Annotated in this window: 25 protein-coding genes and 1 riboswitch; of the genes, 5 read left to right on the top strand and 20 right to left on the bottom strand. The window is 73.2% G+C overall.

Going from position 1 to position 23,763, the window contains the following annotated elements; translation table 11 throughout:
* The first annotated feature begins 240 nt into the window (after positions 1-240).
* Together PV410_RS08585 and PV410_RS08580 are read left to right on the top strand one after the other, a co-directional pair.
* Positions 241-675, top strand: coding sequence for a hypothetical protein (locus tag PV410_RS08585; RefSeq protein WP_499515544.1), 435 nt, complete (start codon positions 241-243; stop codon positions 673-675).
* Positions 676-769: 94 nt separating this feature from the next.
* Complete coding sequence (locus tag PV410_RS08580) at positions 770-1,321, top strand: snapalysin family zinc-dependent metalloprotease (protein ID WP_500323364.1); 552 nt, start codon at positions 770-772, stop codon at positions 1,319-1,321.
* 92 nt (positions 1,322-1,413) lie between these two features.
* On the opposite strand, the gene PV410_RS08575 is transcribed toward PV410_RS08580, so the two are convergent.
* The 5 genes from PV410_RS08575 to PV410_RS08555 form a co-directional block, all read right to left on the bottom strand.
* Complete coding sequence (locus PV410_RS08575; protein ID WP_500323363.1) at positions 1,414-1,788, bottom strand: hypothetical protein; 375 nt, start codon at positions 1,786-1,788, stop codon at positions 1,414-1,416.
* Positions 1,789-1,904: 116 nt separating this feature from the next.
* The gene (locus PV410_RS08570; protein WP_089223339.1) at positions 1,905-2,297 is read right to left on the bottom strand and encodes a roadblock/LC7 domain-containing protein; all 393 of its coding nucleotides are present in this window, start codon (positions 2,295-2,297) and stop codon (positions 1,905-1,907) included.
* An 80-nt stretch (positions 2,298-2,377) separates the two neighbouring features.
* Entirely contained in the window at positions 2,378-3,325 is a 948-nt protein-coding gene (locus PV410_RS08565) for a transcriptional regulator (RefSeq protein WP_500323362.1), read from the bottom strand.
* A complete protein-coding gene (locus PV410_RS08560) occupies positions 3,322-3,705 on the bottom strand; it encodes a hypothetical protein (RefSeq protein ID WP_499515541.1) in 384 nt (127 codons plus the stop codon). The genes PV410_RS08565 and PV410_RS08560 overlap by 4 nt, the downstream gene beginning before the upstream one ends.
* Before the next feature lie 135 nt (positions 3,706-3,840).
* Positions 3,841-5,181: an aminotransferase-like domain-containing protein gene (locus PV410_RS08555; protein ID WP_500323360.1), complete on the bottom strand. Its 1,341-nt coding sequence runs from the start codon at positions 5,179-5,181 to the stop codon at positions 3,841-3,843.
* A 134-nt stretch (positions 5,182-5,315) separates the two neighbouring features.
* Here PV410_RS08555 and PV410_RS08550 point away from each other — a divergent pair, with 134 nt between their 5' ends.
* Positions 5,316-6,125, top strand: coding sequence for an alpha/beta fold hydrolase (locus PV410_RS08550; RefSeq protein WP_500323359.1), 810 nt, complete (start codon positions 5,316-5,318; stop codon positions 6,123-6,125).
* A 30-nt stretch (positions 6,126-6,155) separates the two neighbouring features.
* Here PV410_RS08550 and PV410_RS08545 read toward each other — a convergent pair whose 3' ends face one another.
* From PV410_RS08545 to PV410_RS08535, 3 genes are all read right to left on the bottom strand, one after another.
* Positions 6,156-8,312, bottom strand: coding sequence for a putative bifunctional diguanylate cyclase/phosphodiesterase (locus tag PV410_RS08545; RefSeq protein ID WP_500323358.1), 2,157 nt, complete (start codon positions 8,310-8,312; stop codon positions 6,156-6,158).
* The gene (locus PV410_RS08540; RefSeq protein ID WP_500323356.1) at positions 8,309-9,124 is read right to left on the bottom strand and encodes an SAM-dependent methyltransferase; all 816 of its coding nucleotides are present in this window, start codon (positions 9,122-9,124) and stop codon (positions 8,309-8,311) included. The genes PV410_RS08545 and PV410_RS08540 overlap by 4 nt, the downstream gene beginning before the upstream one ends.
* Before the next feature lie 205 nt (positions 9,125-9,329).
* Positions 9,330-10,481 (bottom strand): transglycosylase family protein, encoded by a 1,152-nt coding sequence (locus PV410_RS08535; RefSeq protein WP_500323354.1) that lies wholly within the window; start codon positions 10,479-10,481, stop codon positions 9,330-9,332.
* A gap of 2 nt (positions 10,482-10,483) precedes the next feature.
* A riboswitch (cyclic di-AMP (ydaO/yuaA leader) is annotated at positions 10,484-10,675 on the bottom strand.
* 632 nt (positions 10,676-11,307) lie between these two features.
* On the opposite strand from PV410_RS08535, the gene PV410_RS08530 reads away from it, so the two are divergent.
* Entirely contained in the window at positions 11,308-12,315 is a 1,008-nt protein-coding gene (locus tag PV410_RS08530; RefSeq protein ID WP_500323353.1) for an aldo/keto reductase, read from the top strand.
* Positions 12,316-12,382: 67 nt separating this feature from the next.
* On the opposite strand, the gene PV410_RS08525 is transcribed toward PV410_RS08530, so the two are convergent.
* The gene (locus PV410_RS08525) at positions 12,383-13,015 is read right to left on the bottom strand and encodes a GNAT family N-acetyltransferase (protein WP_500323351.1); all 633 of its coding nucleotides are present in this window, start codon (positions 13,013-13,015) and stop codon (positions 12,383-12,385) included.
* A gap of 93 nt (positions 13,016-13,108) precedes the next feature.
* Between PV410_RS08525 and PV410_RS08520 the strand changes: the two genes are divergently transcribed.
* Positions 13,109-13,606 carry a peptidylprolyl isomerase gene (locus PV410_RS08520; RefSeq protein WP_499515533.1) on the top strand — a complete coding sequence of 166 codons (498 nt, stop codon included), beginning with the start codon at positions 13,109-13,111 and terminating at the stop codon, positions 13,604-13,606.
* Positions 13,607-13,667: 61 nt separating this feature from the next.
* Here the strand turns inward: PV410_RS08520 and PV410_RS08515 are convergent, their stop codons facing one another.
* From PV410_RS08515 to PV410_RS08465, 11 genes are all read right to left on the bottom strand, one after another.
* On the bottom strand, positions 13,668-14,117 hold the full coding sequence (locus PV410_RS08515; RefSeq protein ID WP_500323349.1) for a phospholipase: 450 nt from the start codon (positions 14,115-14,117) through the stop codon (positions 13,668-13,670).
* A 264-nt stretch (positions 14,118-14,381) separates the two neighbouring features.
* Entirely contained in the window at positions 14,382-15,056 is a 675-nt protein-coding gene (locus PV410_RS08510) for a cytochrome b/b6 domain-containing protein (RefSeq protein WP_500323348.1), read from the bottom strand.
* Complete coding sequence (locus PV410_RS08505) at positions 15,040-15,750, bottom strand: molybdopterin-dependent oxidoreductase (protein WP_500323346.1); 711 nt, start codon at positions 15,748-15,750, stop codon at positions 15,040-15,042. Before PV410_RS08505 ends, PV410_RS08510 begins: the two co-directional genes overlap by 17 nt.
* Positions 15,751-15,832: 82 nt before the next feature.
* Positions 15,833-17,014 carry a 4-hydroxybenzoate 3-monooxygenase gene (locus tag PV410_RS08500; RefSeq protein WP_500323345.1) on the bottom strand — a complete coding sequence of 394 codons (1,182 nt, stop codon included), beginning with the start codon at positions 17,012-17,014 and terminating at the stop codon, positions 15,833-15,835.
* An 8-nt stretch (positions 17,015-17,022) separates the two neighbouring features.
* Positions 17,023-18,198 carry a bifunctional 3-oxoadipate enol-lactonase/4-carboxymuconolactone decarboxylase PcaDC gene (gene pcaDC / locus PV410_RS08495; RefSeq protein WP_500323343.1) on the bottom strand — a complete coding sequence of 392 codons (1,176 nt, stop codon included), beginning with the start codon at positions 18,196-18,198 and terminating at the stop codon, positions 17,023-17,025.
* Positions 18,199-18,352: 154 nt separating this feature from the next.
* On the bottom strand, positions 18,353-19,780 hold the full coding sequence (pcaB, locus tag PV410_RS08490) for a 3-carboxy-cis,cis-muconate cycloisomerase (RefSeq protein WP_500323341.1): 1,428 nt from the start codon (positions 19,778-19,780) through the stop codon (positions 18,353-18,355).
* The gene (pcaG, locus tag PV410_RS08485; protein WP_500323339.1) at positions 19,749-20,321 is read right to left on the bottom strand and encodes a protocatechuate 3,4-dioxygenase subunit alpha; all 573 of its coding nucleotides are present in this window, start codon (positions 20,319-20,321) and stop codon (positions 19,749-19,751) included. Before pcaG ends, pcaB begins: the two co-directional genes overlap by 32 nt.
* Entirely contained in the window at positions 20,318-21,100 is a 783-nt protein-coding gene (gene pcaH, locus PV410_RS08480; protein WP_500323337.1) for a protocatechuate 3,4-dioxygenase subunit beta, read from the bottom strand. Before pcaH ends, pcaG begins: the two co-directional genes overlap by 4 nt.
* Before the next feature lie 11 nt (positions 21,101-21,111).
* The gene (locus PV410_RS08475) at positions 21,112-22,305 is read right to left on the bottom strand and encodes a thiolase family protein (protein WP_500323335.1); all 1,194 of its coding nucleotides are present in this window, start codon (positions 22,303-22,305) and stop codon (positions 21,112-21,114) included.
* Positions 22,302-22,958: a CoA transferase subunit B gene (locus tag PV410_RS08470; RefSeq protein ID WP_500323333.1), complete on the bottom strand. Its 657-nt coding sequence runs from the start codon at positions 22,956-22,958 to the stop codon at positions 22,302-22,304. Before PV410_RS08470 ends, PV410_RS08475 begins: the two co-directional genes overlap by 4 nt.
* Positions 22,958-23,728: a CoA transferase subunit A gene (locus PV410_RS08465; RefSeq protein WP_500323331.1), complete on the bottom strand. Its 771-nt coding sequence runs from the start codon at positions 23,726-23,728 to the stop codon at positions 22,958-22,960. Before PV410_RS08465 ends, PV410_RS08470 begins: the two co-directional genes overlap by 1 nt.
* Between the last annotated feature and the right edge of the window lie 35 nt (positions 23,729-23,763).

Here is a 23,763-nt window from a genome sequence, read left to right as displayed (position 1 = left end):
GGCATGGTCCGACCTGCGGCTTCGGCGCGTTGGAGTATGCCCGATCGGAGGTGTCGGAGTCACGGGGTGCCAGGTCCTCCGGAGCGTGCGGCGGCGGATTTTTTCATACCGCGCGCCCATGGGCGGGCTTTTCGCAAGGCTGTACGGGTCATGGGGCCGTTCGGGTTAGCGTCGTCCCGCGCGCGGTGCGCGTGCGGGACGTGTGTCGCCCGTGCCAGGAGTCGAGGAAAGGTGATGCCGGTGTCCGTGTTCCGTGCGTGGGGCCCGAAGGTGGCCGCGGTGGCGGTCGTCGCGCTGGCGGTGGCGGGCTGCGGCGGCCAGGACACGGATGCGGCGGGCGGTCCGGTCGCCCTGGAGCGGATCGGCGAGGCCGTCGGGTGCACCCCGCAGCTGCAGACCGACGTGAAGGAGCTGCGCCAGGGGGCGTGCACGACGGCACGCGGTGCCTATGTGATGCTCACCTTCACCAGCGAGGCCGGCCAGAAGTCGTGGCTGGAGGAGGCGGAGCCGTACGGCGGCTCCTACCTGATCGGGGAGCGCTGGGTGGTGGAGGCCGATCCCGAGGCGCTGGCGCCGGTGCGCGAGAAGCTGGGCGGCAGGGTCGAGGAGGGGGCGCACCACGGCGGCCACTCCGCCGCTTCGCCCTCGGCACCCGCGTCCGCCACGAGCCGGTAGCGGGCCGGGGAGGCCCCGCCCCGTCGCCATCCGCGGCGCTCCGCGAGCGCTACCGCCGGTCGGACCGCACCGTCACGTCCCGAACATCAGCGACGTGACCTGCACCGACGGCCAAGGCCTACGGGTGGCGTGTGCGCGACCTGCCGACCGGCCGGACCGGCACGCACCCGCCCCCGCAGGACGAAGGAGCCTCCCCAGACCCCGCATCCCCCATCTCCGGCGCCGCTCGGTGCTTGCCCGCCGTGGCGGCCGCGGGCGAGTTCACCGGCGCGGTCACCGGAGCCGTCGCCGCGTGGAGCGAGGCGGTGGACAACGTGGCGTTCGAGCCGGTGCTCCCCCGGCTGGTTCGCGGACGTCCGCATCGTCGCCTTCGGCGGCCGGCCCTACGCGGAACAGGAGGAACCCGGCCGCGGCACCGTCCACATCTGCCGCCAGGCGGTGCACGAGGGCTACGACCCGACATGGATCGCGGCGCACGAACTGTCACATCCTCGGTCTCGACGACAAGAAGCCTGGGCCCCGCTCCAGCCTGATGTCCGGGAGCACCGCCGGCACCTCGTGCCACAGCATCCAGCCGGACGAGGCCGAACGGAGCGCCGTGGAGGGCATGTTCGGCACACGTCTGCCGGTCGCAGGGGCCGCGTGACCCCCGGCCACGGCAGGGCGGGGCCCGGCACACGTCGGCCTGCGCCTCATGTGCCGGGCCGCCCTCGGCCGCGGGCTCGTGGGGGGGGCGGGTCAGACCTCCAGGTCGGATTCGATGCGCCTGAGCTGGTGGCGGGCCATCGCCAGGTTCGCCCGGTCCTTGTCCAGCGCGACGTAGAGGAACAGCCCCTTGCCCGAGCGGCCGGTCAGCAGCCGGATCATGTGGATCTGGGTGTTGAGCGTGATCAGGATGTCCTCGATGTGCTCCTTGAGGTTGAGCATCTCCATGGTGCGCATCTTGGCGCGGACCACGTCGGTGTTGCCCGCGGCCGCGACGGTCAGGTCGAGGTCCTTGGAGCCCCCGAGGGTGCCCAGGGCCATGCCGCTGCCGTAGTCCACGAGAGCGACGCCCAGGACGCCCTCGATCGACGTCATGACATCCTTCAGCGCGGTCTCGGTGTTGGCCATTGCGGTCTCACTTCCTTGTCGTTGAGTTCTCTGACGTGACGAATGCCTGGGTCCGGTAACGGCGCGGCCGCGTGCGGTGCCCGACGGCTTGTCGGCTGATGAGCTGGGTCCTGCGGTCATTTCCGCTCCTGACGTTGGAGCGCGAGGTCGACGAGATCCTCGATCCGTCGACTGGATCGGCGTGCCTCCAGGTGCAGGCGGCCCACGTTGGAGCCGGGTCCCGCCACCAGGGCGAGGGCCATGGCCCCGCCGGCGGCGTACGCGGCGATGTACCCGCGGTCGCCCCTGACGAGCAGTTCCCGGAAGCCGCCGCACTCGGTGGCCTCCGTGATGCGGGCCGCCACGCCCAGTGCCGCGGCGGTCAGCGCGGCGACCCCCTCCGGTTCCGGCCCGCTCAGGTCGTGCGCGACGACCAGGCCGTCGACGCTGGCGACGAGCCCGCCCGTCAGGTGCGGCACCCTCGCCCGCAGGCTCCGGAGTTCGGCCAGTACATCGGCTTCGAGTGCCACCAGCTGTCTCCTTCCGGCGAGCTGCCGCAGAGCCTTCCTCCACGGTCGTTCGGCGGGCGCCGGGCGGGTCGGCAGGGCGCTCACAGGCGGGCCTCCAGGGCGGCACGAAGTCGTAGCAACAGGGCGACTGAGGGATCGGAGGACGACAGGACCGCCGACTGCGATCCGCCGTGGGCGAAGGGCGTGGGCGCCACCGGCGCTGGCGGCACGGGCGCTGGGCGGGCCGGAGCCGGAGCCCCGGGTGCCTGGGCGCGGACCGGCATGCTGATCCGGCCGGTCGCGGCCAGCCGACGGACGTCCAGCAGGGTCGCGAAGGCGGAACGTCCCAGGTGCCAGGCGATCTGGACCGGCGTACGGGATCCGTCCGCCGCCGCCAGCACCGCCAGCTGGGCGGGCGTGGGGGCCCTGGCCCGGCCGCCCCGCACCCCGCCCTCGGAGCGGGGGACGACGGGGCCGGCGTCGGTGTCGTCCCACGGCCAGGCCCGCTCCAGTTGCGCGCGGCGCCGCTGCGCCTCCCTGGCCACGCGCTGGGCGGGGACCGGCCGGGAGATGGGACCCAGCCGGGAGGTGGCGCCCGGCTGGAACCGGTCGGGTTCCGAGTCGGGCAGCAGGGTGAAGTAGGAGGCGTCGAAGAGCGCCAGCAGGTGGCAGAGCTCGAGCTCCCCGCGGGCCACCCGCCCGGTGTCGACGAGGTGCCCGCCGACGCCGCGCTCGGCGCTCGCGGTGGTGACCGCCTCGCGCCACTGGTCCGGGGAGAGCAGCCCGCAGGCCATGAGCCGTACCCCGAGGTCGGGGGCGCAGGGGCTCTCGGCGTGGACGATCGCCCCGTCGCGCAGGTAGACCGCCCCCGCCGATCCGTACAGCGCCCCGCTGGCCCTCGCCTCCGCGAGCCGGGCCAGTGCGGCGGTGAAGGCGTACGCGCCCACCACCCCGGCGCGGACCTGGGCCGGCGCGCTGCCGCGCGCCGGAATGCGCCGGGGCAGACCGCGCATGGCCAGTGCCGGCCGCCCCGCCTCCGTGCCCGTCATACGAGCACCAGCCGCTCGGCGATGGACTGCAGCCCGAGCCGGGCGACGGCCAGGTTGGCCATCGACCGGTCCAGCCACAGGTAGAGGATGACGTCGCTGTCGAAGGAGGTGTCGAGGAAGCGGATGAGGTGGTAACTCCCCGGGGCGGTGATGATGATGTCCTCGACCGGCACCCTTCCGGACTCCTTCGCGGTGAAGGTGCCGCCCTCCACGACCGCCCGCGCCGCCTCGGTGGTGTCCGCGGCGGCCGCCTCGTGACCGTGTCCCGGCTCCTGCCCGACCGCCCCGAGGAGCAGGCCGCTGCTCCAGTCGACCACGCTCGCCCCGAGCACACCGGGAATCGCCAGCGCCTCGGAAAGGCACTCGTCTATGCCGGGCACGCGCACCCCTTCGCCGCCACTTCTGGTATACGGAACAGCACGGAACGTTACTCATCCCGTACGCGAAAAAGGTGAGTTGGGGCATTTTCCGGAGGCATGTGCGGGCGACTCGCTAGGATTCGCCGCCCCTTGTGATCAGTCGGCGCAATTGTCCTCGGGACCGCCCCTGGCGATCCGCGCGAGGACGCCCAGCGCGTCGTCCAGGACCTGCAGGGACGGCGAGGCGAGGCCGATCCGTACGGCGTGCGGCGCGCTGCCGCGGCCCGCGGCGAAGGCGGCCGCGGGGGTGACGGCGATGCCCTGCCGGGCGGCGGCCGCGACGAAGGTGTCGGCGCGCCAGGGCCCGGGCAGCCGCCACCAGCAGAAGCAGGCACGCGGATCCGCCGCGACCGAGAACCCGGCGAGGCGCTCGGCGGCCATGCGGGCCCGCGCGGCCGCGTCGCGCCGCTTGGCCGCCACCACCGCGTCGACGGCGCCGTCGGCGATCCACCGGCAGGCGGCGGCCAGCGCGAAACCGGAGGCCGCGGTGCCCGCCGAGCGCAAGGCCGCGGAAACCGGGGCGGATAGCTCCCGCGGAGTGAGCACGACGCCGGCGGTGAGCCCGGGGGCGAGCCGCTTGGAGAGGCTGTCGACCAGGACCACGCGGTCGGGGGCGTATGCCGCGAGCGGCGGCGGGGCGTCCGCGGCGAGGAATCCCCAGACGGCGTCCTCGACGGCGTGCAGGCCCAGCCGGCCGAGGGCGCCGGCGAGTTCGGCCCGGCGGCCCTCCGGCATGGTGACGCCGAGCGGATTGTGCAGGGTGGGCTGGGTGTAGAGCGCGTGCAGCGGGGCGGCCCGGTGGAGTTCCGCGAGGGCGTCGGGACGCATCCCGTGCTCGTCGCAGGCGACGGGGACGAGGGCGATCCCGAGCCGTGTGGCGAGCGCCTTGACCACGGGGTAGGTGAGCGCCTCCACGGCGAGCCGGCCGCCGGGCGGGACGAGCGCGGCCAGGGCGGCGGCGATGGCCTGACGTCCGTTGCCCGCGAAGAGCAGCCGCCCGGGGTCGGGGCGTGGGCCGGTGCGGGCGAGCAGTTCGGCGAAGGCGTCACGCGCGGCCGGGGTGCCCGCGGCCGTCAGCGGGCGCAGCGCGGCGCCGAGGACGTCGGGGCGCTGCAGCGCGGCGAGCCCGGGGGCGAGCAGCTGCGACTGGCCCTCGGCGACGGGGTGGTTCAGCTCCAGGTCGATCCGCTGGGGTGCCGGCTCGGCGAGGGCGGGTCCCGTGGCGGGCGATGCGGCACGCACGAAGGTACCGCGTCCCACCTCGCCCACGACCAGGCCGCGGCGGGCGAGTTCGGCGTAGACGCGGATCGCCGTGGAGTTGGCGATGCCACGCTGCCGCGCGAAGGTCCGCTGCGGTGCGAGCCGGTCGCCGGGGCGCAGCCGTCCGGCGGCGATGTCGGCCGCCACGGCGTCCGCGACCGTGCGGTAGTCGTCCATCGGTGTTCCTCCTCCGAGGCAATTCCCGTATTGCACCGAGAGCAAAGATGCTATTGCACCGAGCCGGGAGGGGAACCTAGCATCGCGGTCAACTCCCCTGCGGGAAGGGGAACGTGCGAGACGAGGAGATCCCCTTGCCGACGGCATCGGTCAACGGCGTCACACTGGCGTACGACGACGCGGGGGACGGGCCCGCAACCCCCCTGGTGCTGGTGCACGGCCATCCCTTCGACCGCTCGATGTGGGCCCCGCAGGTCCCCGCGGCGGCGGCCGGCCGCCGGGTGGTCGTGCCTGACCTGCGCGGCTACGGCGCGAGCGAGGTGGTCCCGGGGGTCACCCCGCTGGAGACCTTCGCCCGCGACATCGCCGCCCTGATGGACCGCCTGGGCGTGCCGGAGGCCGTCGTCGGCGGGCTGTCGATGGGCGGTCAGATCGTCATGGAGTTCCAGCGGCTGTTCCCCGGCCGGGTGGCCGGGCTCGTGCTCGCCGACACCTTCCCCGGCGCCGAGACGGCGCAGGGGCGGCGGGCCCGGAACGCGATGGCGGAGCGGCTGCTGGCCGAGGGGATGGACGGCTACGCCGGCGAGGTGCTCGACCGGATGATCACGCCCCGCAACGTGACCGCGCTCCCCGAAGTGGCCGCGCACGTGCTGCGGATGATGCGCGGCACCTCCCCCGAGGGCGCCGCGGCGGCCCTGCGCGGCCGGGCCCGGCGGCCCGACTACGGGGCCGTGCTGGCCGCGATCCGGGTGCCCACGCTGATCGTGGTCGGCCGGGACGACGTGTACACCCCCGTCGCCGAGGCCGAGGCCATGCACGCGGCCGTCCGCGGCTCGCGGCTCGTGGTCGTCGAGGACGCCGGGCACCTGCCGAACCTGGAGCGGCCGGAGGAGTTCAACGACGCTCTGCGGCGGTTCCTCGACGTCCTCGACGTGCGTCCCTGAGCCGGTGGGCGCCGTACCCCGACCGTGTGCTCAGGGCGTGGTGTCGACCAGCGAGAGCGAGTGGAGGCGGTCGGGCGGGCCGGGCCTCGCGTAGTACCAGCCCTGCGCGGTGTCGCAGCCCAGCGCGCGCAGGTGCTCGGCCTGGGTGCCGGTCTCGACGCCCTCCACCGTCACCGACAGCCCGAGGGTGTGCGCCAGGTCGACGACGATCTCCACGATCTTCACGTCCACCGGGTCGGCCTGCTGCTGCTGCATCCCGCGCGTGAAGGAGCGGTCGAGCTTGAGGGTGGTGATGGGCAGCCGGCGCAGCGAGGCGAGGTTGGAGTAGCCGGTGCCGAAGTCGTCCAGGGCGATGGCCATGCCGAGCTCGGCGAACTCCCGCAACGGGCGCAGCAGTTCCTCGTCGGCGCCGATGAAGGCGCTCTCGGTGACCTCCAGGCACAGCGCGGTCGGCTCCAGCCCGGCGTCCTTGATCACCGCGAGGGTCTCCGGGACGAGGCCGGGGTGGCCGAGCTGGGCTGGGGAGAGGTTGACGTTGATCCGCAGCGGGTGGCCGTCGCTGCGCGGGAACTGCCAGTCCCGGGCCTGCCAGGCGGCCTGCTGCAGCACCCAGTGGCCGAGCGGCACGATCAGCCCGGTGCTCTCGGCGAGCGGGATGAACTGGTCGGGACCGAGGATCCCGTGCACCGGATGGCACCAGCGCACCAGTGCCTCGGCGCCGCGGACGCTGCCGTCGCCGAGCCGTACCAGCGGCTGGTACTCGATGAAGAACTCGCCGCGCTCCAGGGCCGTCGGCAGCCGGTTGGTCAGCCCGTGCCGGGTGATGGCGCGCGCGTCGGAGTCGGGGTCGGCCAGCTCGAAGCGGTTCCCGCCCGCGGCCTTGGCCCGGTACATCGTGATGTCGGCGCTGCGCAGCACCTCGGCGGGGCCCAGGGAGCCGGCCTGGCCCTCGACGATGCCGATGCTGCACCGTACGGACAGCTCGCGGCCGTCCACCCGGATCGGGTCGGCCAGCGCGGCCAGGATCAGGTCGGCCAGGCCGGTGATGTCCGCGCGGCTGGCGGGGTTGACCACCAGTGCGGCGAACTCGTCGCCGCCGATGCGGGCCACGAGCTGGTCGGGCGAGGTGACGCAGGCCTGGAGGCGTTCGGCGACAGCGACCAGGAGCCGGTCGCCGATGGCGTGGCCGAGGCTGTCGTTGACGTCCTTGAAGCCGTCCAGGTCGAGGTAGCAGACGCCGACGCCCACGCCCTCGGGGCCGTTCAGCGTCTGCTCCAGTCGCTCGAAGAAGAGGTTGCGGTTGGCCAGGCCGGTGAGCGCGTCGTGGGTCGCCTCGTACCGCAGCCGCTCGCTGAGCAGGCGTTCCTCGGTGATGTCCTCCATCAGCGCGAGCATGTACTGCGGGGTCCCGCCGGCGTCGCGCAGCAGGGAGACCGTCAGGTTGGTCCACAGCGCGGTGCCGTCGGGCCGGTAGTAGGCCTTCTCGATGCGGTAGTGGTCGCGCTCGCCCCGGTTGAGCTGGCGCTGCATCTCCCAGACCTCGGGGGCGTCGTCGGCGTGCGCCCAGTCGTAGACGTTCCTGCTGCGGATGTGGCGTTCCAGGCCGCCGAACATGGTGGTGAGGGCGGCGTTGACGTCCAGGATGCGGCCGTCCATGTCGGCGATGCCGATGCCTATGGAGGCGTCCTGGAAGACCGCCCGGAAACGGACCTCGCTCTCGTGCAGGGCCTGCTCGGTGGCGGCCCGGGCGGCGAGCGCCGCCTTGGAGAGGGCCTCCTGCTCGGTCCGCGTGCGTTCCTGCAAGGCCCGGGCGTACCCGGCGGCCACCCAGTGCTGCAGGCGGTTGCAGCGGGTGCGGCCGTCCTCGGGGAACAGGGCGGGGCCGGGCGGGCAGTACAGCAGCAGGTAGGCGTCGACGACGTCGAGGATGCGGGGCAGCGCCTCGGGATCGGTGCAGTGCGCGGCCACGAGCGCGGCGCCGACCTCCGCGGCCGGGCGGGGGTCGAAGGGCTGCGCGCGCAGCGTGGCGTCGAGACGCGCGGCGAGCGGGAGCAGGTACTCCTCGAACTCGCCGCGTGTCATGGAGGTGGCGGTGGCCGGGTAGATCGCCCGGCTCCAGATGATCGCGAAGCGCCGCAGGCTGTCGGCGGGCTCCGGCTCCGGGCCGGGCTCCCTGCTCACGGTCACGCCTTGCGGCCGACGCCCGCGAACCCGCTGAAGACGACCGGGGCGAGCTCGTCGTCGTCCGTGCCGTCGGGGCGCCACAACGGCGCGGAGACCAGGCCGGGTTCGACGAGGTCGAAGCCGTCGAAGAAGCGCTCGACCTCGGCCCGCGACCGCATGATCAGCGGCGAGCTCGCGCTGCGGTAGACGTTCTCGACCCGCTCCCCCTCCTCGGGTCTGCGCGGGCCTCCCTCGACCGAGGCGTGGGTGACGACCAGCAGGCTGCCGGGGGCGATGGCGTCGCGCAGTTCGGCCACGGCCTTGGCCGGTTCGTCGGCGTCCTCGAGGAAGTGCAGGACCGCGACGAGGAGCAGCGCGACCGGGCGCTCCAGGTCGATGAGCCCGCGCACCTGCGCGCTGTCCAGGATGTCGCGGGGCGAGCGCAGGTCGGCGGCGACGATGGCGGCGTTCTCGTGGCCCTCCAGCACGGCACGGCTGTGGGCGACGGCGACCGGGTCGTGGTCGACGTAGACGACGTGCGCGCCGGGACTGGCGGCCTGGGCGACCTCGTGGACGTTGCCGAAGGTGGGGATGCCGGAGCCGATGTCGAGGAACTGGGTGATGCCCTGGTCGACGGAGTAACGCACGGCCCTGCGCATGAACGCCCGGTTGGCCTGCATGATCTTCGGCAGCCCCGGGAAGGCCTCGATGGCCCGCCGTCCCGCCTCCCGGTCGACCTCGAAGTTGTGCGAACCGCCCAGGTAGTAGTCGTAGATGCGGGACACGCTCGGCACGGAAAGATCGATCCCCTGGGGGGCCCAGGCAGGGCGTTCCATCAACGGCTCCAGCTCGTCGGCGATCAGGATTCGTGGTCGTGGACACGACCACGTGCGAGAGAGGCTACTGATCGACCGTTCGAGAGGACACAAGAAATGGAAATATTCGATCCGTTTTCGGTCACAGACCAAAGGCATGTGCCCTGTTCCCTACAAACGGGGAACAGGGCACAGCCTACCGACGGATGACGGTCGATCAGTCCGATCAGACGTTGACGCCGTGGGCACGCAGGTATGCCAGCGGGTCCATGTCGGAGCCGAAGTCGGGGGTGGTGCGCACCTCGAAGTGCAGGTGCGGACCGGTCACGTTGCCGGTGGCGCCCGACAGGCCCAGCTGCTGACCGGCGGAGACCGTCTGACCGGCCGAGACCGACAGCGCGGACAGGTGGGCGTACTGCGAGTACCGGCCGTCGGCGTGCTTGACGACGACCTGGTTGCCGTACGAACCGCCCCAGCCCGCGGAGACCACGGTGCCGCCGGCGATCGACTTCACCTTGGTGCCGGTCGAGGCGATGAAGTCGACACCGGTGTGGTAGCCCTTGGACCACATGGCACCGGCCTGGTGGTAGGCGGTGCCCAGGGTGACGTGGTCGAGCGGGGCGGTGTAGCCGGAGGTGCTGGCGGCCTTGGCGGCGGCCGGCTTGGCGGCCGGGGCGGCCTTCGCGGCCTTGGGCGCGCTCTTGGCGGCGGACTTCTCGCCCAGGGACAGGACCTGGCCCGGGTAGATCAGGTTCGGGTCGCCGCCGATGACCGACTCGTTGTTCGCGTACAGCTTCTGCCAGCCGCCCTCGACCGACCGGGCGTCGGCGATCTTGGAGAGGGTGTCGCCGCCGGCGACCTTGTAGGAGCCGCCGGCGCTCTTCGGCTCGGCGGTGGCGGCCTTCGGCGCCTCGGCCTTCTTGGCGGGGGCGGCGGGCTTGGCGGCCGGCTTCGCGGCGGTGCCGGAGACGCTCTGCGGGGTGGCCGACGGGTTGGCCATGGCCTTCGTCAGACCGGCCTTGGGACCGCACACGGGCCAGGCCTGCGGACCCTGGGTCGCGAGGACCTTCTCCGCGACGGCGATCTGCTCCGCCTTGGTCGCAAGGTCGGCGCGCGGGGCGTACTTCGTGCCGCCGAAGCCGGCCCAGGTGCTCTGGGTGAACTGCAGTCCGCCGTAGAAGCCGTTACCGGTGTTGATGGACCAGTTGTTGGTGCTCTCGCAGGCCGCGACCTTGTCCCAGACGCTCACGGGAGCGGCGTGGGCACCGGTGGCGCCGACGATCGGGAGCGCCACGGCGGCGCCGGTGGTGCCGGCCAGCGCGCTGATACGGGTGATGCGGGTGTTCCGCGGACGACGGTGCTTTCCCTTACCGGGCATGCCGAATTCCTCTCCGACGCCTGCGAGGTAAGCTGTCGGGTTCGGGCTGGAGATGCCCGGCCGCAATGGGGCATGCCAAATAAAGGCATGTCGCTGCGACTTCACCCCTAGCCGTCCCGAGACCAACGGGAACGGCAAACTACCTGGGTCCCCCGCTCCTGCCGTGCGGTCTTGTCATCCGGCGTCCGGGCAGCGGCAGGACTAGGCGTTCTACCCGGAAGAATCTCGCAGGAATTTGTCCTGCGAGATCTGGAAGCTAAACGACGGAATCGTCCCGGAGCAAGGACCGGAATCACGCCCCCCGGCGGACCGCAAGTCGATCATCCGCTTCTGTGACTTTAGGTGAGAAGTGTCCGCTCTGCGTAGGCGGAAAACTGTCCCACGGTAATTGCGTGATATCACCCGGTGAAATTCGGCGGGAAAATTAGACGCTGCGTGGCCCGTGGCCTCCGCTGCGTGTTCGGCGCGTGACACCCATCACGCATCGATTCCCTACGCATGCACTGTGGACGCATATGTCCGGTTAGGCGGCTTAATGCCGGATAAGGCAGGACGTGTTCCGGTCCAACCCGCCCCGGACCGCGCCGTCCTGAGGTCCCCCGGAGGAACACCCCCCGGATCCAACCGCCGAGGGGGGTCCGCGATTCCCGGACGGGCCGCACCGAGGCGTTCCGCGGTGTGGCGTGCGCCACAACCACCCCTCCGGCGGGGCCAGAAGGGGACGTGCACGACGGCCGCCGTCCGGAGAACGGACGTGACAGCGCCGATTGGGCGACGGTAGCCTCCCAATCCCGCACATTTTCTTACATCGCCCGGGAGACCTCGCGTGCCCTACCTCGCCGCCGACGACCGCTACGCCTCGATGGAATACCGCAGGACCGGGCGCAGCGGGGTCCTGCTGCCCGTCGTGTCCCTGGGCCTGTGGCACAACTTCGGCGACACCTCGCCGTTGGAGAACCAGCGCGCGGTGCTGCGCCGCGCCGTCGACCGCGGCGTGGTCCACATCGACCTGGCCAACAACTACGGCCCGCCCGCCGGCTCGGCCGAGGCCAACTTCGGCACCCTGTTCGCCCAGGACTTCCGCCCGTACCGCGACGAGCTCTTCATCGCCACCAAGGCCGGGTACGACATGTGGCCGGGACCGTACGGCGAATGGGGCAGCCGCAAGTACCTGCTCTCGTCGCTGGACCAGTCGCTGGGCCGCATGGGCCTGGACCACGTGGACGTCTTCTACTCGCACCGCTTCGACCCGGACACGCCCCTGGAGGAGACCATGGGCGCCCTGGACTCCGCGGTCCGCCAGGGCAAGGCCCTGTACGCCGGCATCTCCAACTACCCCGCCGAGGCGCACCGCCGGGCGACGGAGATCCTGCGCGAGCTGGGCACCCCGCTGCTGATCCACCAGGCCGCCTACAGCATCCTCCAGCGCGACCCGGAGGCCGGGGTCCTCGACGCCGTCGGCGACACCGGCACCGCGCTCATCGCGTACTCGCCGCTCGCCCAGGGCCAGCTCACCGACCGATACCTCCAGGGCGTGCCGGCCGACTCGCGGATGGCGCTCGGCCACTTCCTCAAGCGCGACGCCCTGACCGAGCGGAAGCTCACCTTCCTGCACGCCCTCAACAAGCTCGCCGGCGAGCGCGGTCAGACCCTGGCGCAGCTGGCCCTGAGCTGGGTGCTGCGCGACCCGCGGGTCGTCTCCGTCCTCATCGGCGCGAGCAGCGTCGCCCAGCTCGACCAGAACCTCGCCGCCCTCGACGCGGGCCCGCTCACCGCGGACGAGCTCGCCGAGATCGACCGCCTCTCGGCGGAGGCGGGCGTCCGCATCCCGTAACGGCCGCTCCGCACGTACGGAAGGGCGGGCCCCCGCAGGGGCCCGCCCTTCCGCGTCGGTGCCCGGCTCAGACGAGACGGGCCTCCAGCGCGGCGCGGACGCCGGGCCACTCGCCGGCGACGATGGAGTAGTACGCGCTGTCGCGGACGGTGCCGTCCACGGCGAGGGTGTGGGCGCGGCGGATGCCCTCGAAACGGCCGCCGATGCGCTCGATCGCCGCGCGGGAGCGCGCGTTGCGCGCGTCCGTCTTCAGGGTGACGCGCAACACGTCCCACACGTCGAACGCGTGGGTGAGCAGCAGCAGCTTCGCCTCGGTGTTGCAGGGGGTGCGCTGGGCGGAGGCGCCGAGCCAGGTGCTGCCGATCTCGGCGACGGTGGGCACCGCGCCGCTGCGGGGCACGGAGCGGCCGGCGGGCCAGGCGGGGGTGGCCGTCCAGTGGTCGAGGTCGAGGAACCGCGTGGAGCCGATCAGGGCGCCACGCTGGACGTCCCGCACGGCGAAGGGGAGCGCGGCCCCGGTCGCCTGGTCCTGGAGGGCCTCCTCGACGTAGCGCGCCATCGCCTCGCGGTCGGCCGGCACCTTTGTGTAGGCGTAGGTGTCGCGGGATTCGTCGGCGGCGCGCAGCAGCCCGTCCGCGTGGGCGGCGCTCAGCGGCTCCAGGCGGACGTGCTTGCCTTCCAGGGTCACGGGTTCGGGCATGCCCCGGATGCTGGTGTCCGGCCGGGTCACCCGTCAAGCGCGTTTCCGCGGGGCGCGTCGGAGGCCGGGCGTGATGGATGCGAAAATGGGGGCATGAACAGCAACGACGTGTTCTTCGACATCACGATCGACGGCGAGCCCGCCGGACGGATCGTGTTCACCCTGTTCGACGACGTGGTCCCCAAGACCGCGCGGAACTTCCGTGAGCTCGCCACCGGCGAGCACGGCTTCGGCTTCGAGGGTTCGCACTTCCACCGCGTGATCCCCGACTTCATGCTCCAGGGAGGCGACTTCACCGCCGGCAACGGCACCGGTGGCAAGAGCATCTACGGTGAGAAGTTCGCCGACGAGAACTTCCAGCTCAAGCACACCAAGCCCGGCCAGCTCTCCATGGCCAACGCGGGCCCGAACACCAACGGCTCGCAGTTCTTCATCACCACGATCGTCACCGACTGGCTCGACGGCAAGCACGTGGTCTTCGGCGAGGTCGTCGACGGCATGGACGTCGTCAAGAAGATCGAGTCGCTCGGCTCCCGCACCGGCGCGACCAGCGCCCGCGTCGAGATCGCCAAGTCCGGTACGGTCGCCTGACCCGGCTCCGCGAAGCGGCCCGGCACCGGAACGACCGGTGCCGGGCCGCTCGGCGTACGGGTCAGCCGAAGGCCTTGACCGCCTGGTAGTAGGTCCAGGCGGTGCTGTTGCAGGCGGTCGCGGTGGCGCCGCTGTAGCCGGCGCAGATGCGCTTGAGGTCCTCGTAGAAGGCGCTGTCGAGGCGGCTCTTGTTGGCGGAGAAGGAGCCCATCGCCTTGTAGTTGCGGTAGCCGAAGTCGTGCCGGGCGCAGGAGTTCTGGAACGGGAAGCCGAAGGGGTTGTCCGGGGAGCTGCTGCAGTAGTCGGTGGACCAGTCGAAGCCGTAGGCGGCCCAGGCGCCCTGGTTGCCGCGGGCGGACCACCAGGCGTTGTAGCTCGAGGCGCTGGTCTGGGTCCAACCGGCGAGCACCTGGGCCTTGTCGGCGGGTGCGGCCTGGGCGGGGACGGTGAAGACGACGGTGGCGACGGCGGCGACCGCGGTGGCGGCGAAGCCGGTCGTGATTCGGCGCATGGGGACTCCAGTCACTGACGGGCGCGGTGTGACGCGCGGGCATGGCGGTGCAACCGGATGCGGAACCGAACAGGTGGTACTGGTGTGCGAAGCCAGGATGGGGCCCCAGGGGTCTATGCGAGTAGATGCCGGACGGCAAAAATTACATGAACATGACGACGCGCCGCCGACGGCGGGCGTCGACGGCACGTCAAGAAGCTGACACCGTTGTCTGGTTCACTGACCCCCTGGACCCGCGGGCCGCGCGTCTGCCCCTACGGGGCGTCAGGCGGCGGGGGTGCGCGGCCGGTCCCCGGGCTCCCCGGACCCGCCGTGCTCCCCAGGCTCCTCGGACTCCGTACGCTCCCACCGCGGATGGTGGCGGCGCGCCCATTCCGGCGTGACGAACCCGGTGCGCATCCCCAGCCGCGCCTGCGGGTCGTCGGCCGCCATCCACAGGTGTCCCGCGACCACCACGGCCACCGCCAGGGCCAGCCAGTCGTGGACGAAGGTCGCGCCGGTACGCCACACCAAGCCGCTCAGGTGCGGGAACATCATCAGCAGCCCGGTGCCGAGCATGACGAGCACCGCGCCCGCGGCGAAGGACGCGTACAGCTTCTGCCCGGCGTTGAATTTCCCCGCCGCACGACGGTCGTGGGGGACGCGGCGCAGCGCGTCCCGCAGCCAGCCCCGGTCGTAGGGGGCGAACCGGTTGAGCAGCCGCAGGTCGCGCCGGAAGGCGCGGGAGGCGAGGCCCGCGAGGGCGGGCAGCGGCAGGGCGATGCCCGACCATTCGTGCACGGTGACCACCAGCCGCCTGCGGCCGACGAGTTCGGCGAGCGGGGGCAGGTAGAGGGCCGCCGCCGTGCAGAGGCAGACCAGCATCAGGGCGGCCGTGCTGCGGTGCACCCAGCGCTCGCCGCGGGTGAAGCGGCGCACGGTCTCAGGACGTGGGGTCATCGTGGCGTCCGTTCGAGCGGCCGACCCAGGCGTCGACGTCGTAGCCGTAGTGCTCCCAGTAGCCGGGCCGCACGTCCCGGGTGACCTCGATGCCCGAGAGCCACTTGGCGGACTTGTAGAAGTACATCGGCGCCACGTAGAGCCGCACGGGGCCGCCGTGGGCCGTGGTCACCGGCTTGTCCTGCATCCGCAGGGCGACCAGGACGTCGTCCCTGACGGCCTGTTCGAGGGTGAGGCTCTCGCTGTAGACCCCGTCGAAGCAGGTGAAGCGCACGGCGCCGGCACCGTCCTGCACGCCCGCGAGGTCGAGGAGGTGGGACAGCCGCACCCCCTCGAAGGGCGTGCCCGGCACGCGCCACCCGGTCACGCACTGCACGTCGCGCACCATCCTGGTCTGCGGCATCGCCCGCAGTTCGGCCAGGGTGTGGGTGGCCTTCCGGTCGACGAGGCCGGAGACGGTGAGGCGGTAGTCGGTCGCGTCCCGGTGGGGAACGGAGTCCGCCACGTTGTAGATGCGGAAGCCGCCGCCCCCGGGGAGCAGTCCGCTGAGCCCGGTGGGGTCCTTCCCCGCCACCTGGGAGAGCGCCGAGTCCAGTCCGTCCTGCGCGCGGCTGCCGAACGCCACCCCCAGGGCGCCCAGCCCGAGCATCCCGAGCACCACGCGCCGGCCGACCGGCGTGCCCTTGCCTTCCATACCCCTCACCGTAAGCCCGCGCGAGGCGGTTGCGGACCGCCGGGGCCGCACGTAAGCAAGGCGTAAGAGGTTCGGTCCCGGGCTAACCGATCTCCAGGCCCGCGTAGTTCTCGGCGAGTTCGGCCGCCGCGTGCGGGGAGGCGGCGATGCGGTCGAGCTGGGAGATCTGCAGCCGGGTGTCGAAGTCGCTCTGCGCCGGGTCGGTGTGCAGGGTCGTGGTCATGAACCAGGAGAAGTGCTCGGCACGCCACACCCGCCGCAGGCAGGTGTCGGAGTAGGCGTCGAGCAGGGCGGAGGAACCGGTCTCCGCCAGGGCGGCGAAGGCACGGGCCAGGACGATGACGTCGGCGGCCGCCAGGTTGAGGCCCTTGGCGCCGGTCGGCGGCACGATGTGCGCGGCGTCGCCGGCGAGCAGCACGCGGCCCCAGCGCATCGGCTCGGTCACGAAGCTGCGCATCGGCAGCACGGCCTTGGAGGTGATGGGACCGCGCTCCAGCTTCCAGTCCCCGTCGAGGGCGAAGCGGGCGTCCAGTTCGCCCCAGATCCGCTCGTCGGACCATTCGGCGGGATCGGTGCCGCTCGGCACCTGCAGGTAGAGCCGGCTGACCTGGGAGGAACGCATGCTGTGCAGCGCGAAACCGCGGGGCGAGTGCGCGTAGATCAACTCCTCGCAGGACGGCGCGACGTCGGCGAGGATCCCCAGCCACGAGAAGGGGTACACCCGCTCGTACGTCCGCCGGGCGTGCTCCGGGACCGCCGCGCGCGTCACGCCGTGGAAGCCGTCGCAGCCGACGACGTAGTCGCAGGTGAGGGTCTTCTCCCGGCCCTCGTGGCGGTAGCGGACCACCGGGCGGTCCGTATCGGCCCCCTCGACCGCGTGCACAGGGGCGCCGAACAGCAGCGGCGCCCCGTCCTGGAGATGGAGGGCGATCAGGTCCTTGACGACCTCGGTCTGGGCGTAGACCCACACGCGCCGTCCGCCGGTGAGGGCCGGGAAGTCCAGTCGGTGGGAGCGGCGGTCCCAGCGCAGCTCGATGCCGTCGTGGACGAGGCCCTCGCGGTCCAGGCGCGCGCCCGCGCCGGACGAGCGGAGCACGTCGACCGTGCCCTGTTCCAGGATCCCGGCGCGCTGGCGCTGCTCGACGTACTCGCGGTCGCGGCTCTCCAGGACGACGCAGTCGATGCCGGAGCGATGGAGCAGACGGGCCAGCAGGAGGCCTGCGGGACCGGCGCCGACGATGGCGACGGTGGTGTGGTGCTGCATGTGTTCTCCTACTCCTCTTCTTCCTCGAGGATGCGGTTCGCCACGGCGAACGCGGCGTTGGCCGCGGGAACGCCGCAGTAGACGGCGGACTGGAGCAGGACCTCCTGGATCTCCTCCCAGGTCAGGCCGTTGTGCCGCGCGGCGCGCACGTGCATCGCCAGCTCGTCCAGGTGGCCGTGGGCCACCAGCGCGGTGAGGGTGATGCAGCTGCGGGTCCTGCGGCTCAGGCCCGGCCGGGTCCAGATCTCACCCCATGCGTAGCGGGTGATGAAGTCCTGGAAGGGGGCGGTGAAGGCGGTGGTGCGGGCGACCGCCCGGTCGACGTGCGCGTCGCCGAGCACGGCACGGCGGACGGCCATGCCCTCGGTGTGGCGGGCGCCGTCGTCGGCGGCCGGCTCGGTGGCGAAGTGCTGCAGGAGCGCCGCGAGGACGGGGGCCGGGCGCTCGACGCCGGCCAGGTGGGCGGCGTGCGCCACCTCGGTGAGGCTCGCCCCGGGGATGCCGTCGGCGAGGACACGGGCGTCCGCGACCGGGGTCGCCGGGTCGCCGCGGCCCGCGACGACGAGGGTGGGCGCGGTGATCCGGGACAGGTCGGCGCGTACGTCGTAGGCGGCGAGGGCGTCGCAGAGGGTCGCGTACGCCTCCGGGTCGGCGGCGCGCAGGTCGTCCAGGAGGGCGCCGACGGCGGGGTCGCCGGCGAACTCCGGGGTGAACCAGCGGGTGGCCGCGGTGTCGGCGACGGGTCCCGTGCCCTTCGCCCTGACCAGGGCCGCGCGTTCCCGCCAGCCGTCCGGGTCGCCGAAGTCGGCGGAGGAGCACACGATCGCGAGCGCGGCGACCCGTTCGGGGTGGTGGATCGCGAGCCAGGTCCCCACGGCCCCGCCGAGGGAGACGCCGGCGTAGGCGAAGCGGTCGGCGCCGAGCGCGTCGGCGAGGGCCAGCACCGAGCGGGCCAGGTCCTCGACCGTGCCGCCCTCCGGGAGCAGCGCGGCGGGGCTGCCGCCGTGGCCGGGCAGGTCCCAGCGGATGACGCGGTGCCCGCGGGCGAGGGCGGGGACCTGCGGGTCCCACACGGCGAGCGAGGTGCCCAGGCTCGGCCCGAGGATCAGCGGCGGCAGGCCCGGCGCGCCGTCCACCCGGTGGTGCGGCAGTCGGGGCTCCACGGCCTCGTGCGGCGTGCTCATGCGGGCTCCTCGCGGATGGTGCTGACGGGTGCGTACGGCGGTGTCACGGCGCCCATTCAGGGCCCGGCGGCCGGGCGGGCGCCCGCCCGGGCCCGAAGTCCCCCGGACATGGCGTACCCCGATCGGCCCGGGTCGCGGAAGGGGGCGGGGGCGGTCACGAGGACGTCCCCGGGGCGGGACGGCGCAGGGCGCGGTCGACGAGAGCGCCGGCCGACCCCGTGTAGCGGGTGGGGTCGGTGAGCTCCCGGAGGCGTCCCTCGGGGAGGAGGCCGCCGAGGGCCGGCTCCTGCGCCAGGGCGTCGTCGAGGGCGATCCCCTCCTCGGCGACGCGTCTGGAGGCCCGTGCGAGGGCGGACTTGGCCTCGCCGCGGCCCATGAGAGCGGTCAGGGCCGCGGCGAGACGTTCGGTGACCACCAGACCGCCCGTCGTGCCGAGGGTCTCGCGCATGCGGTGCGGGTGGACGCGCAGGCCCGCGGCGAGTCCGGCGGCGTCACGGGCGGCGCCGCCGACGAGGCGCAACGCCTCGCGCAGGGGCTGCCATTCGGCGTGCCAGGCGCCGGCCGGGCGTTCGTCCTCCGCGGCCAGGGAGCCGTACAGCACGGCGGCGAGCGCCGGCACCTGGCGGGCCGTGGCGGCGATGAGCGTGGCGCGGACGGGGTTGGCCTTGTGGGGCATGGCCGAGGAACCCCCGCCGGCGCCCTCGGTGACCTCGCCGACCTCGGTGCGCGACAGCACCAGTACGTCGGCGGCGACCTTGCCCAGCGCGCCCGCCGCGAAGGCGAGTGCCCCGGCGAGGTCGGCGATGGGCGTCCGCAGGGTGTGCCAGGGGAGAACGGGTTCCGCCAGCCCGGTCTCGGCGGCGTAGGCGGCGAGGAGCCGCGGAGCGGCGGCGGCGTTCGCGCCGGGGGCGGTGCCGTCCGCCTCGGCGAAGGCGCCGAAGGCGGCGAGCGTGCCCGCGGCACCGCCGAGTTGCACGGGCAGGTCGCCGCGGACGGCGGTCAGCCGGTCGTACGCGTCCAGGACCAGGGAGCGCCAGCCGGCCGCCTTGAGTCCGAAGGTGGTGGGGACGGCGTGCTGCGTCAGCGTGCGTCCGGCCATCGGGGTGTCGCGGTGCTCCGTCGCGAGCCGTCCGAACGCCCCGGCCGCGGCGGCGAGGTCGTCCAGGACAGGGCCCAGCGCGCGGGACGCGACGAGCATCGCCGCGGTGTCCAGGATGTCCTGGCTGGTGGCGCCGCGGTGCACATAGCCGGCGGCGTTCGCGTCCCGCTCCCCCACCGCCTCGGTCAGGTCGGCGACCAGCGGGATCACCGGGTTGCCGCCGGCCCGGGCGCGCAGCGCGAGGTCGCGCGGGTCGAACCGGCCGGGCTCGGCCGCGGCGGCGGTCACCGCGGCCGCCGCGGACACCGGCGCGAGACCCAGCGCGGCCTGCGCCCGGGTCAGTGCGGCCTCCGCGTCGAGCATGCCCCGTACGAAGGCCGCGTCCCCGGTCGCCTCCTCGGCGGCCGACCCGGCCCGGACCGGGGAGAGCAGGCCGACGTCCGCGGCGGGGTCAGTCGAAGGCAAGGAAGACCGTCTCCTCATGCACTCCGTCGTACTGGAGCCGGACGTCGAAGCGGTGGACGCGCCCGCCCTCCGGAGTGGCGACCAGGGTGGCACGCCGCTGCGGCTCCAGGGAGCCGAGCAGCGGGTCCCCCTCGGCGTCGCGGAGGTAGACCCGGGTGTGCAGGTGGTGGAGGAGACCGCGGGCGAAGACGATCAGCGACAGGTACGGGACGCCGCCGGGCGGGAACGTGCGGATCACGTAGTGTCCGTCCGCGTCGGTGGCGACGCGCCCGAAGCCGGTGAAGACCAGTCCGTCGCGCCCGAGGACCGCCCCGGTGACCTGGTCGCGGCGCAGCGAACCGGGGGCGCCGTGCCGGGAGCCGTCGGGGGCGGGCTGCCAGACCTCGATGAGCGCGTCGGGGACGGGCTGCCCCGCGCCGTCGTAGACCCAGCCGTGGACGGTGACGGTGTCCGGGTGCCCGGCGGGGGCGAGGTCGCCGCCCTGGGGGAACGGCAGCGCGTAGCCGTAGAAGGGGCCCACGGTCTGCGAGGGCGTGGGGGCGGGTGCCTCGCCGCTCATCGACCCTCCTCGATCCAGGTGGCGGCCGGGCCGTCCAGGACGATGTCCCAGCGGTAGCCGAGCGACCATTCGGGGGTGGACAGGTCGTGGTCGTACGTCGCGACCAGCCGCTGCCGGGCCGAGTCGTCCGTGACGGACTGCAGGATCGGGTCGTACGCGAAGAGCGGGTCCCCGGGGAAGTACATCTGGGTGACCAGGCGCTGGGTGAACGCCGGGCCGAAGAGCGAGAAGTGGATGTGCGCCGGGCGCCAGGCACCCAGGTGGTTGCGCCAGGGGTAGGCGCCGGGCTTGATGGTGACGAACGCGTAGGTGCCGTCGTCCCCGGTCAGGGTGCGGCCGACACCCGTGAAGTTCGGGTCCAGCGGGGCGGGATGGTCGTCCCGCTGGTGCGCGTAGCGACCGGAGGCGTTGGCCTGCCAGATCTCGACGAGCTGGCCGCGCACGGGCCGGCCCGCGCGGTCCAGGACGCGCCCGGTGACCTTGATGCGCTCGCCCAGCGGCTCGGCCTGGTGCTGCCGCGTCAGGTCGTGGTCGAGGGCGGTGACGTCGGTGACGCCGAAGACCGGGCCCGAGAGCTCCACGGCCTCGGGGTCGCCGGCGGCCGGCCCCGCCGCCACCAACGGGCGCTTGGGATGGCGCAGGACGCTGCTCCGGTAGGGGGCGTAGCCGCGGTCGGGGTGGTCCTCGGCGGCGCCGCCGTCGGCACGTCGCTTGGCATAGGCCGCGCGCTCGTCGGCGATCTCGGCGGAGATCTCGCCCTGGGTGAGGGGGCTGCTCATGCGGAGGGCTCCTACCTTTCCAGGACGAGGGCGAGACCCTGCCCGACGCCGATGCACAGGGCGGCGAGGCCGGTGCCCGAACCCGCGGCCGCGAGCTGGTGGGCGACGGCGCCGGCGATGCGGGCGCCGGAGGCACCGAGCGGGTGGCCGACGGCGATGGCGCCGCCGCGCGGGTTGACGATCGAGGGGTCGAGCTCGGGCCATCCGGCGAGGCAGCCGAGCACCTGCGAGGCGAAGGCCTCGTTGAGCTCGACGGTGCTGAGGTCGCCGAAGCCCTTGCCGGCCTTGGCCAGCGCCTTGCGGACGGCCTCGACGGGGGCGAGGCCGAAGTAGTCGGGCTCGATGCCGGTGACCGCCGAGGCGCGGATGCGCGCGAGCGGCTCGCGGCCGGTGGCCTTCAGGCCCTCCTCGTCGACGACGAGCAGCGCGGCTGCCCCGTCGTTGAGGGGCGAGGAGTTGCCCGCGGTGACGGTGCCGCCGTCCTTGCGGAAGGCGGGCTTGAGGCGGGCGAGCGCCTCCATGGAGGTGGTGTCGCGGATCGTCTCGTCGCGCGGCAGGTCCACGCCGTCGACCGGGACGACCTCGGCCTCGTACAGGCCGTCCTTCCAGGCGCGGGCCGCCTTCTCGTGGCTGGCGACGGCGAAGGCGTCCTGCTGCTCCCTGGTGATGCCGTGCCGGTCGGCGATGAGCTCCGCGCTCTCGCCGAGCGGGATGGTCCACCGCGGGTCCATCCTCGGGTTGACCATGCGCCAGCCGAGGGTGGTGGAGTACAGCTCCTGGTGGCCCGCGGGGAAGGCGCGTTCGGGCTTGGGCAGCACCCAGGGGGCCCGGCTCATGGACTCCACACCGCCGGCGATGGCGACGGAGACGTCGCCGACGGCCACGGCGCGGGCGGCCTGGATCACGGCCTCCATGCCGGAGCCGCAGAGCCGGTTGACCGTGGTGCCGGGCACGGTGACGGGCAGCCCGGCGAGCAGTGCGGCCATCCTGGCGACGTTGCGGTTGTCCTCGCCCGCCGCGTTGGCGTCACCGAAGAAGACGTCGTCGATCCGGGCCGGGTCGAGCTCGGGCGTACGGGCCACCAGCGAGGCCACGACGTGCGCCGCGAGGTCGTCGGGACGCACTCCTGACAGGGCGCCGCCGTACTTGCCGACCGGGGTACGGACGGCGTCGACGACGTACACCTCACGCAGCTGCCCGCTCATCGGGCGCTCCCTTCTGCGGCGACGGCGACGTGCACCGGGGCCGCGGTCTTGTCCAGGATCTCCTGCGTGGTGACGCCGGGGGCGGTCTCCACGAGGACGAGTCCCCCGTCGGTGACGTCGAGGACGCCCAGGTCGGTGATGATCCGGTCCACGCAGGCCCGGCCGGTGAGCGGCAGCGCGCACTCCTGGAGGATCTTGGGGCTGCCGTCCTTGGCGGTGTGGGTCATGGTGACGATGACCCGCCGGGCGCCGTGCACCAGGTCCATCGCGCCGCCGATGCCGGTGACGAGCTTGCCGGGGACGGCCCAGTTCGCCAGGTCGCCGCGGGCGGAGACCTGCATGGCACCGAGCACGGCGGTGTCGATGTGACCACCGCGGATCATCCCGAAGGACAGCGCGGAGTCGAAGAAGGCCGCGCCGGGCAGGACGGTGACGGTCTCCTTGCCCGCGTTGATCAGGTCGGGGTCGACCTCGTCCTCGTCGGGGAAGGGGCCCGTGCCGAGGATGCCGTTCTCGGACTCCAGGATGACCTCGACGCCCTCGGGGAGGTGGTTGGGGATCAGCGTCGGCAGGCCGATGCCGAGGTTGACGTATTCGCCGTCGCGCAGTTCCCGGGCCGCGCGGGCGGCCATCTCGTCGCGTGTCCAGGCCATCAGGCCCGCACCTCCCTGGCCGTGACCGTACGGAATTCGATCTTCTTGTCGGCGGCCTGCTCCGGGGTGAGCGCCACCACGCGCTGGACGAAGATGCCGGGCAGGTGCACCTGGTCGGGGTCGATCGCGCCGGGCTCGACGAGTTCCTCGACCTCGGCGACGGTGATCCGGCCGGCCATCGCGGCGAGCGGGTTGAAGTTGCGGGAGGCCTTGTTGAAGACCAGGTTGCCGTGGCGGTCGCCCTTGGCGGCGCGGACGAGCGCGAAGTCGGTGGTGATGCCGCGCTCCAGGACGTACTCGACGCCGTCGAACGCGCGCACCTCCTTCGGCTCGGAGGCCAGTGCCACGCCTCCGTCCCCGTCGTAGCGCCAGGGCAGGCCGCCCTCGGCGACCTGGGTGCCGACGCCGGCCGGGGTGTAGAAGGCGGGGATGCCGCAGCCGCCGGCGCGCAGGCGCTCGGCCAAGGTGCCCTGCGGGATCAGTTCGAGCTCCAGTTCGCCGGCCAGGTACTGGCGGGCGAACTCCTTGTTGGCCCCGATGTAGCTGCCGGTGACACGGGAGATGCGGCGCGCGGCGAGCAGGACCGCGAGGCCCGAGTCGAGGGCGCCGCAGTTGTTGGAGACGACGGCGAGACCGCTGACCCCGGCTTCGTAGAGGGCCTGGACCAGCGTGTTCGGCACGCCGCTCAGGCCGAAGCCGCCGACCGCCAGCGACGCGCCGTCCTGGACGTCCGCTACGGCCTCAGCGGCCGAGGCGACCACCTTGTCCATCCTGCGCCCACCTTCTTGTTCGTCCAGTGAACTTA

It is taken from the genome of Streptomyces sp. PA03-5A, assembly GCF_033792725.1.
In the GTDB taxonomy this organism is placed as follows: domain Bacteria; phylum Actinomycetota; class Actinomycetes; order Streptomycetales; family Streptomycetaceae; genus Actinacidiphila.
Note: the sequence above shows the minus strand (reverse complement) of the source record. Positions and strands in the feature narration are given on the sequence as shown.

Excerpts from the sequence above, each read along its gene's own strand:
- pcaH (WP_500323337.1), bottom strand. The coding sequence starts at position 21,100 with ATGAGCAGCCCCCTCACCCAGGGCGAGATCTCCGCCGAGATCGCCGAC.
- pcaG (WP_500323339.1), bottom strand. The coding sequence starts at position 20,321 with ATGAGCGGCGAGGCACCCGCCCCCACGCCCTCGCAGACCGTGGGCCCC.
- PV410_RS08470 (WP_500323333.1), bottom strand. The coding sequence starts at position 22,958 with ATGGCCTGGACACGCGACGAGATGGCCGCCCGCGCGGCCCGGGAACTG.
- PV410_RS08520 (WP_499515533.1), top strand. The coding sequence starts at position 13,109 with ATGAACAGCAACGACGTGTTCTTCGACATCACGATCGACGGCGAGCCC.
- PV410_RS08535 (WP_500323354.1), bottom strand. The coding sequence starts at position 10,481 with ATGCCCGGTAAGGGAAAGCACCGTCGTCCGCGGAACACCCGCATCACC.
- PV410_RS08500 (WP_500323345.1), bottom strand. The coding sequence starts at position 17,014 with ATGCAGCACCACACCACCGTCGCCATCGTCGGCGCCGGTCCCGCAGGC.
- PV410_RS08475 (WP_500323335.1), bottom strand. The coding sequence starts at position 22,305 with ATGAGCGGGCAGCTGCGTGAGGTGTACGTCGTCGACGCCGTCCGTACC.
- PV410_RS08525 (WP_500323351.1), bottom strand. The coding sequence starts at position 13,015 with ATGCCCGAACCCGTGACCCTGGAAGGCAAGCACGTCCGCCTGGAGCCG.
- PV410_RS08555 (WP_500323360.1), bottom strand. The coding sequence starts at position 5,181 with ATGGACGACTACCGCACGGTCGCGGACGCCGTGGCGGCCGACATCGCC.
- PV410_RS08575 (WP_500323363.1), bottom strand. The coding sequence starts at position 1,788 with ATGGCCAACACCGAGACCGCGCTGAAGGATGTCATGACGTCGATCGAG.
- pcaDC (WP_500323343.1), bottom strand. The coding sequence starts at position 18,198 with ATGAGCACGCCGCACGAGGCCGTGGAGCCCCGACTGCCGCACCACCGG.
- PV410_RS08465 (WP_500323331.1), bottom strand. The coding sequence starts at position 23,728 with ATGGACAAGGTGGTCGCCTCGGCCGCTGAGGCCGTAGCGGACGTCCAG.
- pcaB (WP_500323341.1), bottom strand. The coding sequence starts at position 19,780 with ATGAGGAGACGGTCTTCCTTGCCTTCGACTGACCCCGCCGCGGACGTC.
- PV410_RS08515 (WP_500323349.1), bottom strand. The coding sequence starts at position 14,117 with ATGCGCCGAATCACGACCGGCTTCGCCGCCACCGCGGTCGCCGCCGTC.
- PV410_RS08510 (WP_500323348.1), bottom strand. The coding sequence starts at position 15,056 with ATGACCCCACGTCCTGAGACCGTGCGCCGCTTCACCCGCGGCGAGCGC.
- PV410_RS08565 (WP_500323362.1), bottom strand. The coding sequence starts at position 3,325 with ATGACGGGCACGGAGGCGGGGCGGCCGGCACTGGCCATGCGCGGTCTG.
- PV410_RS08505 (WP_500323346.1), bottom strand. The coding sequence starts at position 15,750 with ATGGAAGGCAAGGGCACGCCGGTCGGCCGGCGCGTGGTGCTCGGGATG.
- PV410_RS08540 (WP_500323356.1), bottom strand. The coding sequence starts at position 9,124 with ATGGAACGCCCTGCCTGGGCCCCCCAGGGGATCGATCTTTCCGTGCCG.